General features: G+C 71.2%; 15 protein-coding genes. 8 read left to right on the forward strand and 7 right to left on the reverse strand.

Annotated elements, in window-relative coordinates:
• Positions 1-43 precede the first annotated feature (43 nt).
• The 3 genes from OG584_RS29220 to OG584_RS29230 form a co-directional block, all read right to left on the reverse strand.
• Positions 44-1042 (reverse strand): ADP-ribosylglycohydrolase family protein, encoded by a 999-nt coding sequence (locus OG584_RS29220; protein ID WP_405782301.1) that lies wholly within the window; start codon positions 1040-1042, stop codon positions 44-46.
• Entirely contained in the window at positions 1039-1761 is a 723-nt protein-coding gene (locus OG584_RS29225; RefSeq protein ID WP_405782303.1) for a GntR family transcriptional regulator, read from the reverse strand. Before OG584_RS29225 ends, OG584_RS29220 begins: the two co-directional genes overlap by 4 nt.
• Positions 1762-1934: 173 nt before the next feature.
• Positions 1935-2564, reverse strand: coding sequence for a pyridoxamine 5'-phosphate oxidase family protein (locus OG584_RS29230; protein WP_405782305.1), 630 nt, complete (start codon positions 2562-2564; stop codon positions 1935-1937).
• Positions 2565-2734: 170 nt separating this feature from the next.
• Here OG584_RS29230 and OG584_RS29235 point away from each other — a divergent pair, with 170 nt between their 5' ends.
• The 3 genes from OG584_RS29235 to OG584_RS29245 all read left to right on the forward strand — a co-directional run bounded on the left by OG584_RS29235 (position 2735) and on the right by OG584_RS29245 (position 5751).
• Positions 2735-3115 carry a hypothetical protein gene (locus OG584_RS29235; RefSeq protein ID WP_405782307.1) on the forward strand — a complete coding sequence of 127 codons (381 nt, stop codon included), beginning with the start codon at positions 2735-2737 and terminating at the stop codon, positions 3113-3115.
• Positions 3116-3224: 109 nt separating this feature from the next.
• Positions 3225-4652: an argininosuccinate lyase gene (argH, locus tag OG584_RS29240; RefSeq protein WP_405782308.1), complete on the forward strand. Its 1428-nt coding sequence runs from the start codon at positions 3225-3227 to the stop codon at positions 4650-4652.
• A 127-nt stretch (positions 4653-4779) separates the two neighbouring features.
• Positions 4780-5751, forward strand: a complete 972-nt coding sequence (locus OG584_RS29245) for an aldo/keto reductase (RefSeq protein WP_405782310.1) — start codon at positions 4780-4782, stop codon at positions 5749-5751.
• 19 nt (positions 5752-5770) lie between these two features.
• Here the strand turns inward: OG584_RS29245 and OG584_RS29250 are convergent, their stop codons facing one another.
• Positions 5771-6715 carry a ribose-phosphate diphosphokinase gene (locus OG584_RS29250; protein WP_405782312.1) on the reverse strand — a complete coding sequence of 315 codons (945 nt, stop codon included), beginning with the start codon at positions 6713-6715 and terminating at the stop codon, positions 5771-5773.
• 184 nt (positions 6716-6899) lie between these two features.
• Here OG584_RS29250 and OG584_RS29255 point away from each other — a divergent pair, with 184 nt between their 5' ends.
• The gene (locus OG584_RS29255) at positions 6900-7451 is read left to right on the forward strand and encodes a TetR/AcrR family transcriptional regulator (RefSeq protein ID WP_405782313.1); all 552 of its coding nucleotides are present in this window, start codon (positions 6900-6902) and stop codon (positions 7449-7451) included.
• Entirely contained in the window at positions 7448-8977 is a 1530-nt protein-coding gene (locus OG584_RS29260) for an MFS transporter (protein WP_405782315.1), read from the forward strand. The genes OG584_RS29255 and OG584_RS29260 overlap by 4 nt, the downstream gene beginning before the upstream one ends.
• A gap of 83 nt (positions 8978-9060) precedes the next feature.
• Here the strand turns inward: OG584_RS29260 and OG584_RS29265 are convergent, their stop codons facing one another.
• Positions 9061-9732 carry a lysophospholipid acyltransferase family protein gene (locus OG584_RS29265; RefSeq protein ID WP_405782316.1) on the reverse strand — a complete coding sequence of 224 codons (672 nt, stop codon included), beginning with the start codon at positions 9730-9732 and terminating at the stop codon, positions 9061-9063.
• A gap of 226 nt (positions 9733-9958) precedes the next feature.
• On the opposite strand from OG584_RS29265, the gene OG584_RS29270 reads away from it, so the two are divergent.
• The 3 genes from OG584_RS29270 to OG584_RS29280 all read left to right on the forward strand — a co-directional run bounded on the left by OG584_RS29270 (position 9959) and on the right by OG584_RS29280 (position 12219).
• The gene (locus tag OG584_RS29270; RefSeq protein ID WP_405782317.1) at positions 9959-11104 is read left to right on the forward strand and encodes a glycerophosphodiester phosphodiesterase; all 1146 of its coding nucleotides are present in this window, start codon (positions 9959-9961) and stop codon (positions 11102-11104) included.
• Between the two features lie 80 nt (positions 11105-11184).
• Positions 11185-11679 carry a sigma-70 family RNA polymerase sigma factor gene (locus OG584_RS29275; protein WP_405782319.1) on the forward strand — a complete coding sequence of 165 codons (495 nt, stop codon included), beginning with the start codon at positions 11185-11187 and terminating at the stop codon, positions 11677-11679.
• Positions 11680-11715: 36 nt separating this feature from the next.
• Entirely contained in the window at positions 11716-12219 is a 504-nt protein-coding gene (locus tag OG584_RS29280; RefSeq protein ID WP_405784333.1) for a GNAT family N-acetyltransferase, read from the forward strand.
• 27 nt (positions 12220-12246) lie between these two features.
• Here OG584_RS29280 and OG584_RS29285 read toward each other — a convergent pair whose 3' ends face one another.
• Positions 12247-12660, reverse strand: a complete 414-nt coding sequence (locus OG584_RS29285; protein WP_405782321.1) for a hypothetical protein — start codon at positions 12658-12660, stop codon at positions 12247-12249.
• A gap of 2 nt (positions 12661-12662) precedes the next feature.
• Complete coding sequence (locus OG584_RS29290) at positions 12663-13022, reverse strand: hypothetical protein (protein WP_405782323.1); 360 nt, start codon at positions 13020-13022, stop codon at positions 12663-12665.
• Between the last annotated feature and the right edge of the window lie 125 nt (positions 13023-13147).

Consider the following 13147-nt stretch of genomic DNA (forward strand, 5'->3'; position numbering starts at 1 on the left):
TCCTTGCACGGTGCGTTGCGGATGGGGGTCTGGGGTGCGGGGCTCAGCGGAGCGCGAGCAATTCGGCGGTCAGTGATTCCAGGGCGAGACCGTTGACGGTGCGGAGTGTGCGTACGGCTTCGGAGGGAAGCCCCGCCAGGCCGTGCACGGACCCGGCGACCGCGCCTGCGATGGCCCCGATGGTGTCGCTGTCCCCGCCGAGGTTGGCGGCCAGCAGGGTGCTGCGCCAGGGGTCGCCGCCGGTCATCGCGAGGACGGCGAAGGCCGCGGGGACGGACTCCTGGCTGGCGACACTGGTGCCGATGAGCGCGACGACCCGGTCGAGTGCCTCCGCCTCGTCCAGGCCGCGCACCAGCTCGCGGGCCCAGATAATCCGGGCGGCGATGTCCGCGCCGGCGATCCAGTTGCCGCGTGCGGATCCCTCACGGGCCGCCAGGACCGCCGCCTTGAAGGCGTCGTCCAGGCTACCTCCCGCGACACCGGTGCTCACGGCTGCCGCGACGGCCGCTGCTCCCGCGATGCCGACGTTCGTGTCGTGCGTGACCTGGCAGGACTCCACCACGCGGTCGAGGAAGCGGGGCAGCGGCGCCACGGCGGACGCGATGCCGACGGGGGCGACGCGCATGGCGGCGCCGTTGGTCGTCCCGTACCGGCCCGCCTCCTTCAGGTCCGCGCCACCGGCGACGGCGTCGAGCGCCGCCTTCGTCGAGGGGCCGAGCAGATCGAAGGAGCCCTTGGCCTTCATCTCCTTCTCCCAGGCGAGCAGCTCACCGGCGAAGCGCAGCGGGTCGATGCGGCCGCCGCCCTCCACGAGCAGCCGCCCCACGATGACCGCCTGATCGGTGTCGTCGGTGACCGAGCCCGCAGGCATCCCGGCGCTGACCGGGTTGTCGTGCTGGGCGGGCTCGAAGCCGGTGACGCGGCCGTAGACCCGTACGACGTCCGCCCGGGACATCACCTGGGTGGGCATGCCCAGGGCGTCCCCGAGCGCGAGGCCGTAGAAGGCGCCGAGGGCGCGGTCGAGCAGGAGTGGGTCGGTCATGCGTGGCCTCCTCGGCCGGTGGTGCGGATGTGCAACTGGAACCGGGACGGGTCGAGCAGGCTGGTGACCTGTTCGACGACGGAGCCGTCGGCCGCCCGGAAGACCTGGGACTGGTGGAGGAACGCCTCACCGGGCGACCGGTGCAGCGTGGCGGCATCCGGCACATCGATGCCGGAGACCGAGATCCTGGCCTCGCCCGATTCGGCGATCCGGCCCGCGGCGACGAGCGCCTTGTGCAGCGAACCGTCCTCCAGGCCCCGGTCGGGCAGCCCGGCGAGCGCGCCCACGGCGGGCACGCGGCTGCGCTCCAGCGAGATGCCGTGCCCGCCGGGCAGCCGCCTGACCCGGTCCAGTGCGATGAAGTCGGCGGCCGCCAGACCGAGTTCGGCGGCGAGCGGCTGATCGGTGACGGTCTCGAACCGCAGCACCTCGGTGGTCAGTTCGGTGCCCCGGTCGGCGAGGGCCTGGGTCCAGCCGAGCCGGTTGTCCAGCGGCGTGCCGTCGAACGTGACGAACGAGCCGATCCCCGCGTGGGTGGCGATCAGTCCCTGCTCGCCGAGTTCGTTCAGCGCCTGCCGCACGGTGGTGCGGCTGACCCCGAAACGCTCGCGCAGGGTGTGCTCGCCCGGCAGCTTGCTGCCGTCGGCGTGCACACCGGCTCGGATCTCCTCGGCGAGGATGCGTGAGATGCGATGATGCTTATGAACCTGTCCAGGCATGTCTAGAACGTAAGCGGAATGGACCCCTCCAGTCCATGGGTCACGGCGAAAATTTTTCCGGCGGCCCCGGTGCGCTCCGTCTCGTCCCGGGGTGCTGGTGCGCGGGCGCGGCGCCGTGCGACCGGTCGGCAGGGGCTCGGGTGGGCCTCCTGGCCCGGTGGTCCGGGCAGGGCCTATGCGGCGTCCGTCCGCGGTGGCGCTGCGCCGTTCCGGCTCGCTCCGGTCAGGGGCGGCAGCGGAAGCGGCAGTCCGGGAAGGCCGTCGATACTGGTCGCGACGTGCTCCTTCTTCTCGAAGTACGCGCCGAGGCTGTTGTCGTCCTCGCGCTCGAAGCGTCGGGCGTGCAGTGTCCGGTCGCCCTCGTACGCCATGTCCGGCACCGCGAATCCACAGGTGTCCCGGATCAGTTCGGCGGTCACCACGATGATCGCGCGCAGCCCGTGCCTGGAGTGGCCGGAGCCGGGGAAGTGGCCGAGGAGCCCGGCGAACCGCGGGTCGTCGCGGAAGACGGCTTCGCCGCTGCCGTGTACCCGCACGATGCTGGGCGGCCCCTGGAAGGCACACCACATCAGGGTGATCCGCCCGTTCTCCCTGAGGTGGGCGATGGTCTCCGCGTTGCTCCCGGCGAAGTCCAGATAGGCCACGGTCCGCTCGTCGATGACGGCGAGCGAGCCGCTGATCCCCTTGGGGGAGAGGTTGACCGTCCCCTCCCTGTCGAGTGGGGCTGTCGCGGTGAAGAAGATGTGCTGTTCCTCGATGAAGGTCCTCAACCGTCCGTCTATGCGCTCGTAGATCTTTCCCATGCGGAAATTATCGGCCCGGCGCTGTCCGCGGGCGGGGGTTTCCACTCCGTGGGACCGGTGTGCGGCGCTCACCGATGCTTTGACAAAGCATACGGGTCACTGCATAGTTATGCCTATCGGTGATCGTGCCGACCGCCCGCACCGAGTGCTTGCCCCGTGAGGAGAAACCCGTGATTGAGCGCGTCGTACTCGCCCACTCGGGAGACCAGGACACCTCCGTGGCCATCGGCTGGACCGCCGAGGAGGCGGGTGCCGAGGTCATCGCGGTCGCTGGGGCGGGCCGGTCCACGGCGGACCGCGGTCCGCGCCGCTCGAACGGGCCCCGGCCGGTCCCGTCGACGAGGCCGGCCGGTCACGGCATCGGCGACAGCCGGACGGCGCAGCACGGTGGCCGCGCCACCGTCACCGGCCGGAAGCCCAGTGAGTCGCTGTACGACTTCAACCCGGCGCCCTATGGCTCGGGCGATACTTTCGACCGGTCCGGGGCAAAGGGCTTCATCGACGTCTTCGGCCTCCCCGCGAGGATCGCAGCCAAGCGCGACCTGGCCTGAACCGGCCTGCAGCGCAACCGCCTCCCCGGACCTCCGCGCGGGGAGGCCGTCGCACATCCCGTGTGTACCGATCGCGTTCGGTACCGCCACCGTCTTGAGGAGCAACACAGTGAGCAGCAGCAACGGCGACGTCCGGCTCTGGGGCGGACGTTTCGCCGACGGCCCCGCTGAGGCCCTGGCCCGGCTGTCCGCGTCCGTCCACTTCGACTGGCGGCTCGCCCCGTACGACATCGCCGGTTCCCGCGCCCACGCCCGCGCGCTGCACAAGGCCGGGCTGCTCACCGAGGACGAACTGGCCCGGATGCACGACGGCCTCGACCGGCTGGCGGCGGACGTCGCCGACGGCTCGTTCACCGGCACCGTCGCCGACGAGGACGTCCACACCGCACTGGAGCGAGGACTCCTGGAGCAGGTCGGTCCCGACCTCGGCGGCAAGCTGCGGGCAGGCCGGTCCCGCAACGACCAGATCGCCACCCTCTTCCGGATGTACCTGCGTGACCACGCCCGGACGATCGGCGCTCTGATCGCCGAATTCCAGGACGCGCTGGTCGGCCTCGCCGAGGCGCACCCGGATGTCGCGATGCCGGGCCGCACCCACCTCCAGCACGCCCAGCCCGTACTCTTCGCCCACCATGTGCTGGCTCACGCCCAGGCACTCTCCCGGGACGCCGAGCGGCTGCGCCAGTGGGACGAGCGCACCGCGGTCTCGCCGTACGGGTCGGGGGCGCTTGCCGGGTCGTCGCTGGGGCTCGACCCCGAAGCGGTCGCCGCGGACCTCGGGTTCGAGCGGGGCTCGGCCGGCAACTCGATCGACGGCACCGCCTCGCGCGACTTCGCCGCCGAGTTCGCCTTCATCACGGCGATGATCGGCGTCAACCTCTCCCGGATCGCCGAGGAGATCATCATCTGGAACACGAAGGAGTTCTCCTTCGTCACCCTCCACGACGCCTTCTCGACCGGCTCGTCGATCATGCCGCAGAAGAAGAACCCGGACATCGCGGAGCTGGCGCGTGGCAAGTCCGGGCGGCTGATCGGCAACCTGACGGGGCTGATGGCAACGCTCAAGGCCCTGCCGCTCGCGTACAACCGCGACCTCCAGGAGGACAAGGAGCCGGTAATCGACTCCTGCGACCAGCTCGAGGTCCTGCTCCCGGCCCTCACCGGCATGATGGCGACGCTGACCGTCCACCGTGAGCGGCTTGAGGAGCTGGCCCCCGCCGGCTTCTCGCTCGCGACCGACATCGCCGAGTGGCTGGTCAGGCAGGGTGTGCCGTTCCGGGTCGCGCACGAGGTGGCCGGTGAGTGCGTCAAGGAGTGCGAGCGGCACGGTATCGAGCTCGACCAGCTCACCGACGAGCAGTTCGCGAAGATCTCCGAGCATCTGACACCCGAGGTCCGTACGGTGCTCGACGTCCCCGGGGCGCTGGCCTCGCGCAACGGCCGCGGGGGCACCGCGCCGTCGGCGGTCGCCGCTCAGCTCGTCGAGGTCAAGGCGAATCTGGTCGTCCAGCACGCCTGGGCGGCGGCGAAGAAGTAGGCACGGCCCGGCCGGCCCCGGAACGACAGCGCCCGCACCTCCGTCCGGGGTGGCCGGGCGCTGTCGTGCGTGATCGTGGGTAGGGGTGTCAGGGACCGCATTCCCCGACTCGCGCAGGGAGCCCCCGATGCCCTTCGCCCGCCTCACGGCAGCGACCACCCCGACGGCCCATATCGGACTCGGCCTGGCAGCCGTCGGCAGGCCCGGCTACATCAACCTCGGCCGCGACCGGGATCTGCCGGGCGACCGCAGCCCGGAAGCCCTGCTCGCCCGTACGCATGAACTCCTGGACGCCGCCTATGCCCAGGGCGTGCGCTATTTCGACACCGCACGCTCCTACGGCCGCGCCGAGGCGTTCCTCGCCGACTGGCTGCGGGCCAGGCCCGCCGTCCAGGATGTGGTGATCGGCAGCAAGTGGGGGTACACGTACACCGCGGACTGGCGCACGGACGCCGAGGTGCACGAGGTCAAGGACCACGGCGTCGCCACCTTCGACCGGCAGCGCACCGAGACCGGCATGCTGCTCGGGGAGCGGCTCGACCTCTACCAGATCCACTCCCTGACCGCCGAAAGCCCGGCCCTCGCCGACACGGAGCTGCACGCCCGCCTGGCGGCGCTGGCGGCCGAGGGTGTGACGATCGGGTTCTCCACGAGCGGTCCCGCCCAGGCGGACACCATCCGCGCCGCACTCGGGGTCACGGTCGACGGCGAGCCGCTCTTCCGCGCGGTGCAGAGCACCTACAACCTGCTGGACCCGTCGGCGGGCGGCGCGCTGGCGGAGGCCCACGAGGCGGGGCTCGCCGTGATCGTCAAGGAGGCGGTCGCCAACGGCCGCCTCGCGGGCGGCGCGGCCCCCGCGCCGCTGCGCGACATCGCGGAGGAGACCGGCGTGACCGCGGACGCCGTCGCGCTCGCCGCGATCCTGAGCCGTCCGTGGGCGACCGTGGTGCTCTCGGGCGCCGCGACCGCCCTGCAGCTGTCCGCGAATCTGCACGCCGCCGTGGCCGACGTCGGCGAGGAGCAGCTGGAGCGGCTCGCCGGGCTCCGGGAGGAGCCCGCGGCGTACTGGCAGCAGCGGGCGAAACTGCCCTGGAACTGAGACGGACTGCCCCGCGAGCTCAGGTCGCGTCGAACAGCGCGCTCACCGATTCGCCGTTGTGGATGCGCCGCATCGCCTCGGCCAGCGCGGGAGCGATCGAGAGGACCGTGAGCTTGTCGGTGTGCTCTCGGGGCGGTATCGGCACGGTGTTCGTGCAGACGATCTCCAGCACGTCGGGCTGGTCCGACAGCCGCTTGAGCGCTCCCGCGGCGAAGAGTCCGTGCGTACAGGCCACCCGGATCGACCGGGCTCCCAACTCGCGGAGGCGGTCGAGGAGTTCCAGTACGGTGCTGCCCTTGGCGATCTCGTCGTCCAGGACGATGACGTCGCGCCCCGCGACCTCGCCGATGACGGAGCTGATCGCCACCCGGTCGTCGGCGAAGCGCTGCTTGGCTCCGGCCGCCACCTGCGCGCCCAGCATGCGCGCGAAGGCCGCCGCCTCCTTGGCGTTCCCGAGGTCCGGCGAGACGACCGTCGTGCGGGAGAGGTCGTAGCCGCGGAAGTGCTCGGCCAGCTCACGCAGGGCGTGCAGATGATCGACCGGGACGGAGAAGAACCCGTGCACCTGCGGTGAGTGCAGGGTCAGCGCCAGTACGCGGCTCGCTCCCGAGTTCACCAGCAGGTCGGCCACCAGGCGTCCCCCGATGGAGATCCGCGGGGCGTCCTTCTTGTCCGAACGGGCGTACGCGTAGTGCGGCATCACCACGGTGATCCGACCGGCCGAAGCGCCGCGGGCCGCGTCGCACATCAGCAGCAGTTCGACGAGGTTCTCCTGTACCGGGGTGACCAGGGGCTGGATCAGGAAGACGTCACGCTCACGGCAGTTGGCCTGGAGCTGTACCTCCAGGCAGTCGTTGGCGAACCGGTTGACCCGCACCGGGCTCAGGGGGACGCCCAGATGCGCGGTGACCTCCTCGGCCAGCTCGGGGTGGGCGCTACCGCTGAATACAGCGATGTCTCGCACGAACCGCTCCTCGTTCCGTCGAACCGGCGTGTCGTGCCCCATGCTAGTGGGCCTGTGAGCAGGCCGGTTACCGAGCACGTCATGATCCGGCGGGGCCCCCTCCCGGCCTCGCCAGGGCGCGGAAGCCCCGGTGGCGGGGGATATCAATGAGACATTAGTGTCTCATTGTGGTTATGGTTGTCTCATGACAGTCGACCGGGACCACGTGCTGCGCACCGCCGCCGGACTGCTCACCCGCAAGGCGACCGCCACCATGGACGAGGTCGCCAGAGCCGCCGGAATCGGCAGGGCCACCCTCCACCGCCACTTCGCGGGGCGTGACGCGCTGGTCAGGGCCCTGGAGGAGTTCGGCATCGCGGAGTTCGAAGCGGCCCTCGACGCGGCCAGGACGGATGAGGGGCCGGCCAGGGACGCCCTGCGGCGCTTCATCGCCGAGGTCGAACCCTCCGCCGGGCTGCTCGCCTTCCTGGTCACCGAGAACGAACTCTTCGAGGGCGAGGGAGTGAACGACGGCTGGGCCCGCCTCGACGCCCGTGTCTGCGCCCTCTTCCGACGGGGCCAGGAGACCGGCGAGTTCCGGATCGACCTCACGCCCCCGTGGCTGACCGAGGCGCTCTACGGGCTCATCGGCACCTGCGCCTGGGCGATACAGGACGGCCGGGTCGCGGCCAAGGACTTCTCGTACATGATCGCCGAGTTGCTGCTCGGCGGCGCACAACGGAGCGTGGAGAAATGACCGGTACCACCCGGCGGACGAACGACTCCGGGAACACTCGCAGTCCCGGCCGCTGGCTCGCCCTCGCCGTGCTCGTCCTGGCGGTGCTGCTGGTCGCCGTGGACGCGACCGTGCTCGGCCTGGCCACCCCCTTCCTCAGCGAGGACCTCAAGCCCTCGGGCACCCAGCTGCTGTGGATCGGTGACATCTACTCGTTCGTCATCGCGGGGCTGCTGGTCTCCATGGGCAGCCTCGGTGACCGGATCGGCCGCAAGAAGCTGCTGCTCACCGGTGCGGTCGCCTTCGGCGGGGTCTCCGTACTCAACGCCTATGCGACCAGTCCGGAGATGATGATCGCCGCGCGGGCCCTGCTCGGCGTCGCCGGGGCCACCCTGATGCCCTCCACACTCGCGCTGATCCGCAACATCTTCCACGACCCGCGGGAGCGCAGCCTGGCCGTCGGGATCTGGGGCGCGGCCGCTTCGGCGGGTACCGCGGTGGGCCCGGTGGTCGGCGGGTTCCTGCTGGAGAACTTCTGGTGGGGCTCCGTCTTCCTCATCAACCTGCCGGTGATGCTGGTGCTCGTCCTGGTCGGCGTCAAGGTGCTGCCCGAGTCGCGCGACCCGGACCCGGGCCCGTGGGACCTGGTCAGTGTGGGCCTCTCGCTGGTCGGTGTGATGGCGGTGGTGTACGCGGTGAAGGAGGCGGCGGCCGAGGGCTTCCACTGGGACGTCCTGGCGGCCGCGGTCCTCGGGGTGCTGACCCTGCTCTGGTTCGCCCGCCGCCAGCTGACCCTGGAGTCACCGCTGCTCGACATGCGGCTGTTCCACCACCGCGGCTTCTCCGGGGCCGTCCTGGCGGACCTGCTGACCATTCTCGGACTCTCCGGTCTCGTCTTCTTCCTCTCGCAGTTCCTCCAGCTGGTCCAGGGGCGCTCCCCGCTGGAGGCCGGACTGATCGAACTCCCCGCAGCCGTGGGCGCGGTCGCCACGGGACTGCTCGCCGGGTACGTCGCGCGCAGAGCATCGGTACGCAGTGCGGTGGCCGGCGGGCTCGCGGCGGTGGCGGTGGCCCTGGCGGGCTGTGTGGCCGTCAGCGCGTCGACCGGGGTCGTGGCTCTGGGGCTCGCGCTGTTCTTCGGCGGTCTCGGAGCGGGCCTGGCCTTCACCGTGACCTCCGACGTCATCCTCTCCAGCGTCCCCAAGGACCAGGCGGGCGCGGCGTCGGCCGTGTCCGAGACGGCGTACGAACTGGGTACGGCTCTGGGGATCGCCCTGCTCGGCTCGGTGGTCACCGGGATCTACCGGGGCTTCTCCATCCCGCACGGGGTCCCGGCCGGCGGCGCCGCCGCGGCACATGAGTCGCTCGGCGGCGCCGTCGAGACGGCGAAGACCCTGCCGCACGACCAGGGGGCCGCTCTGCTCTCCTCGGCCCAGGAAGCCTTCACCCACGGTTTCCAGGCGGCGGCCGGCGTCGGCTCCGCGGTCCTGCTCGCCACGGCGGTGACCTCGTGGTTCCTGCTCAGGGGGCAGAAGCTCGACGTCTGACGCACGGCGCGCCCCGGTACACATGACGGAGGGCCACCCGGGACGATCCGGGTGGCCCTCCGCTGCAGGCCGGTGGCGCGGGGTCAGGCCGCCTTGGCCTTCGTGGCGTAGATGTCGACGTACTCCTGACCCGAGAGGCGCATGACCTCGGCCATCACGGAGTCCGTGACCGCGCGCAGCACGTAGCGGTCGCGGCCCATGCCGTCGTACCGCGAGAACTCCATCGGCTCTCCGAAGCGGACGGTCACCTTGCCGGGCCTGGGCAGCCCCGAGCCTCCCGGCTGGATCTTGTCCGTGCCGATCATCGCGAACGGCACCACCGGCGCGCCCGTCATCAGCGTGAGCCGCGCGATGCCCGTGCGGCCGCGGTACAGCCGCCCGTCGGGGGAGCGGGTGCCCTCCGGGTAGATCGAGAACGCCTTGCCGTCCTCAAGCACCTGGCGGCCGGTCATCAGGGCGGCCACACCGCCGCGTCCGCCGTCACGGTCCACCGGGATCATCCCGACACCGGTGAAGAACCAGGCCATCAGACGGCCTTTCAGCCCCTTGCCGGTGACGTACTCGTCCTTGCCGATGAAGCAGACCTGACGCTGGACGCAGATCGGCATGATCATCGAGTCGATGAACGTCAGGTGGTTGCCCGCGAGGATGACCGGACCGGTCCCGGGGATGTTCTCGACGCCCTCCACCTGCGGGCGGAACATCAGACGCATGATCGGTCCGAGCACTGCCTTGATGAGTGCGAGTCGGGACAACGGTTCCTCCGGAGTCGGGGCCGGGCGGCCACGGTGAAGTATGTGCAGGTCGGTACGGTACTCGCGCGCCGTGGCACGGCGCACATCGGGTTCACCCCATTGAGGCGCGGTGTTGACGTGCGTTCGAGCCGGATCGGGAGGTGTTCCACCCCTACGTTAGGCGCAGCTGCCTACCATCGGGCCCTTCAGCGTTGACAGGTGCGGGACATCACAGCGAGGAGTGCCCATGTCGCAAGGCAGCCAGACAGGACCCGGACGGCGCACACTGCTCGGCGCGGCGGTGCTCGGTACAGCAGCGCTCGGGCTGCCCGGCACGGCGAGCGCCGACGGACGGAGCACCGGCCACACGGCGTACGGGGACCTGCCCGTCCCCACAGTCATCGGTCACCGCGGCACCGCGGGCTACCGCCCCGAGCACACACTCGGTTCGTACCAGCACGCCCTCGACCTCGGCGCGGACATCATCGAGCAGGACGTGGTGCCCACCAGGGACGGCCACCTCGTCTGCCGCCACGAGAACGACATCACCGCCACCACCGACGTCTCGGCGCACCCCCGGTTCGCGGACCGCAAGACGACCAAATCGGTCGACGGGGCAGATATCACCGGCTGGTTCACCGAGGACTTCACGCTGGCCGAACTCCGGACGCTCCGGGCCAAGGAGCGGATTCCGGCCAATCGCCAGCACAACACGCTCTACGACGGCCGCTGGTACGTGCCCACCTTCGAAGAGGTGCTGCGCTGGGCGGAAGAGGAGGGCCGCAGGCGCGGCAGGCCGGTCTGGCTCTACACCGAGACCAAGCACCCCACCTACTTCCGAGGGCTCGGGCTCGGCCTGGAGGAGCGCCTCGTCGCGCTGTTGCGCAAGTACGGCCGGGACCGCCGCAGTTCCCCGCAGTTCGTCCAGTCCTTCGAGCCCGGCTCCATCCAGCGCCTCGCCCGGCTCTGCGGCACTCCGGGCATCGTGCTGCTCGCCGATCCGGCGAGCAGGCCCTGGGACTTCGTGCAGTCGGGGGACCCGCGTACCGTCGCCGACCTCCAGAGCCCGGCCGGGCTGAAGTGGATCGGCTCCTACGCGCAGGGCATCGGCCCCACCCTCGACTCGGTCATCCCGAAGGACAAGGACGGCCGGCTCACCGAGCCGACCAGCCTGGTGCGCGACGCCCATGCCCAGGGCCTGCTCCTGCACCCGTACACGATGCGCAACGAGAACACCTTCCTGCCGGCGGACTTCCGGCGCGGTACGGACCCGAACGCGTACGGCGACGCCTTCGGCGCGTTCCGGGCGTACTTCGCAACGGGGATCGACGGGGTCTTCTCCGACAACGCGGACACGGCGCTGCTCGCGGCCGCCGACCACCGCGCCCGCTGACGGCCCGGCCGTCCTCCCCGTACGGGTGAGATGGCGCCGCCGGGGCAACCGCACCCGGCGGCGGCCGCGTCCCGCCCGGCATGGATCTCGTCACCGAACTGAGCCCGCTGCTCGCGGCCGAGGCAGCCGCCGAGGCCGCCGCGGCCGGAGTGGACCCGGCCGATCTCGAACAGGCCGTCTGGGTGCGGCTGCTGGAGCAGACCCCGGCCGAACCCCGGCGCTGGCTCCGCTCAGCCGTGCGGGCCGAGGCCCGCCGGGCGCGGCGCCGGGCCAGGCGGGAACTGCCGTACGCCGTCGAGCCGTACGCGGACACCGAGGCGCGCCCGGAGCCCGCGGCGCTCGCCGCCGAGCGGCGCCGGGCGGTGCGGGACGCCGTGAGCCGGACACCCGGACGCTGCCCGCGGCTGCTCGCCGCGATGCTTTCGCCGGCCGACCCCACCTACCGCGAGATCGCGGGGGAGTTGGGTATGTCACAGGGGAGTCTGGGGCCTGTTCGTTCCCGATGTCTGGGATGTCTGAGGCGAATGCTGGCGTCGGAGATTGCGGCCGGGGACCGGTGGGGAAAGGAGCGGTAGACATCCGGTGGACAGGTGAGCGGGAGGCATGCGCACATGGGCATGAGCGTGACCATCTCAGCGGCGACTGCGCAGGACGCCGAGCAGATTCTGAAACTGCAGTACCTCTGCTACCAGGGTGAGGCGGAGCTCTACGGCGACTACTCCATCGAGCCGCTCACCCAGACGCTCGACGCGCTGCGGGCCGAACTCGTCGGGGGCCACGTACTGGTGGCCCGCCTGGGTGGCGAAGTGGTGGCCTCCGTGCGCGGCGGCGTGGACGCCTCGGGCACGGCCCGGATTGCCAAACTGATCGTGCATCCGAGGATGCGGCGGCACGGCATCGGCGGGCGGCTGCTCACCGCCATCGAGGCCGAGTTCGCGTCGGACCCGGCCGCCAGGCGTTTCCGGCTGTTCACCGGTCACCGCGGCGACGGCAGCCTGCGGCTGTACCGCAGCCATGGATACGTCCCGGTCTCCACCGAGCAGACCGGCGGCGCGGTCACGGTGGTGACGCTGGAGAAGGAGGCCGGGGCGGGCGCGTACGTGAAGAGCGCCTGACCCCCGGGCGGGCGGCGGGCGCCGCCGTCAGCGCCTGGCGGCCCTGCGCAGCCACATCATGCCGAGGACCGGCAGGATCACCGGGATGAAGAGGTAGCCCATCCCGTAGTCCGACCAGACCGTGGCGTCCGGGAACGCGTCGGGGGCGGTCAGTGTCCAGGTGCCGACGACGAGGACGAAGACCAGCTCGGCGGCGCAGCACACCAGCGCCGCCCGGCGGGCCTTCTCGCCGCCCCGCACCAGCGAGTACGTGATGAAGCCGTACACCAGGGCGGCCACTGCCGACAGCGAGTAGGCGAGCGGCGCCTTCCCGAAGTCCATGATCATCTGAACGATCGAGCGGGAGGCCGCCGCGACCGTGAACACCCCGTAGAACCAGACGAGTACCCGGCCGGGGCCGGTGCCCAGCTCGTACCGGGGCTTCTCCTCAGCTGTGGTCATCGTCAGTTTCCCCAGATGTCGTAGAGCCGGACTTCCAGTACGGCCAGTACCACAGCGCCCGCGGCGACCGTCACCGATCCCCAGCGGGTCCGCTCGGTCAGCGAGAGGAACCCGGCGGCCGGCACGGCGGCGAAAGCGCCGACCAGATAGGCGATGAAGATCGCTTTGCCCTGCTCGGGCCGCTCGCCGCGGGCCAGTTGCACGATGCCGATCACCAGCTGCGCCAGGGCCAGCACCGAGACGACGGCCATGCCGATGAAGTGCCAGTCCTTCGTGGGCTGGTCCCGGTAGGCGGCGTAACCGCACCAGGCGGCGAGGGCGAGCGCGGCCACAGTGACCGCGACCGTCAGGGCGACAAGCATGGAGCCGAGGGTATTACGGCGTGGGCGGCCCGCCGCGCGCGGCCCCGGAGCAGGGCCGCGATCAAGGTCGTGGTCTTGGCCACAGCCCTGGCCTCCCGCAGCCCGTCCACCGGGATGTCGCACTC

It is taken from the genome of Streptomyces sp. NBC_00859 (assembly GCF_045161865.1).
In the GTDB taxonomy this organism is placed as follows: domain Bacteria; phylum Actinomycetota; class Actinomycetes; order Streptomycetales; family Streptomycetaceae; genus Streptomyces.

What these genes read in the sequence shown, in the direction of transcription:
- OG584_RS29270 (WP_405782317.1), top strand. Translation starts at nt 9,959, where the DNA reads ATGTCGCAAGGCAGCCAGACAGGACCCGGACGGCGCACACTGCTCGGC.
- OG584_RS29280 (WP_405784333.1), top strand. Translation starts at nt 11,716, where the DNA reads ATGGGCATGAGCGTGACCATCTCAGCGGCGACTGCGCAGGACGCCGAG.
- OG584_RS29230 (WP_405782305.1), bottom strand. Translation starts at nt 2,564, where the DNA reads ATGGGAAAGATCTACGAGCGCATAGACGGACGGTTGAGGACCTTCATC.
- OG584_RS29225 (WP_405782303.1), bottom strand. Translation starts at nt 1,761, where the DNA reads ATGCCTGGACAGGTTCATAAGCATCATCGCATCTCACGCATCCTCGCC.
- OG584_RS29245 (WP_405782310.1), top strand. Translation starts at nt 4,780, where the DNA reads ATGCCCTTCGCCCGCCTCACGGCAGCGACCACCCCGACGGCCCATATC.
- OG584_RS29290 (WP_405782323.1), bottom strand. Translation starts at nt 13,022, where the DNA reads ATGCTTGTCGCCCTGACGGTCGCGGTCACTGTGGCCGCGCTCGCCCTC.
- OG584_RS29220 (WP_405782301.1), bottom strand. Translation starts at nt 1,042, where the DNA reads ATGACCGACCCACTCCTGCTCGACCGCGCCCTCGGCGCCTTCTACGGC.
- OG584_RS29275 (WP_405782319.1), top strand. Translation starts at nt 11,185, where the DNA reads ATGGATCTCGTCACCGAACTGAGCCCGCTGCTCGCGGCCGAGGCAGCC.
- OG584_RS29285 (WP_405782321.1), bottom strand. Translation starts at nt 12,660, where the DNA reads ATGACCACAGCTGAGGAGAAGCCCCGGTACGAGCTGGGCACCGGCCCC.
- OG584_RS29255 (WP_405782313.1), top strand. Translation starts at nt 6,900, where the DNA reads ATGACAGTCGACCGGGACCACGTGCTGCGCACCGCCGCCGGACTGCTC.
- OG584_RS29260 (WP_405782315.1), top strand. Translation starts at nt 7,448, where the DNA reads ATGACCGGTACCACCCGGCGGACGAACGACTCCGGGAACACTCGCAGT.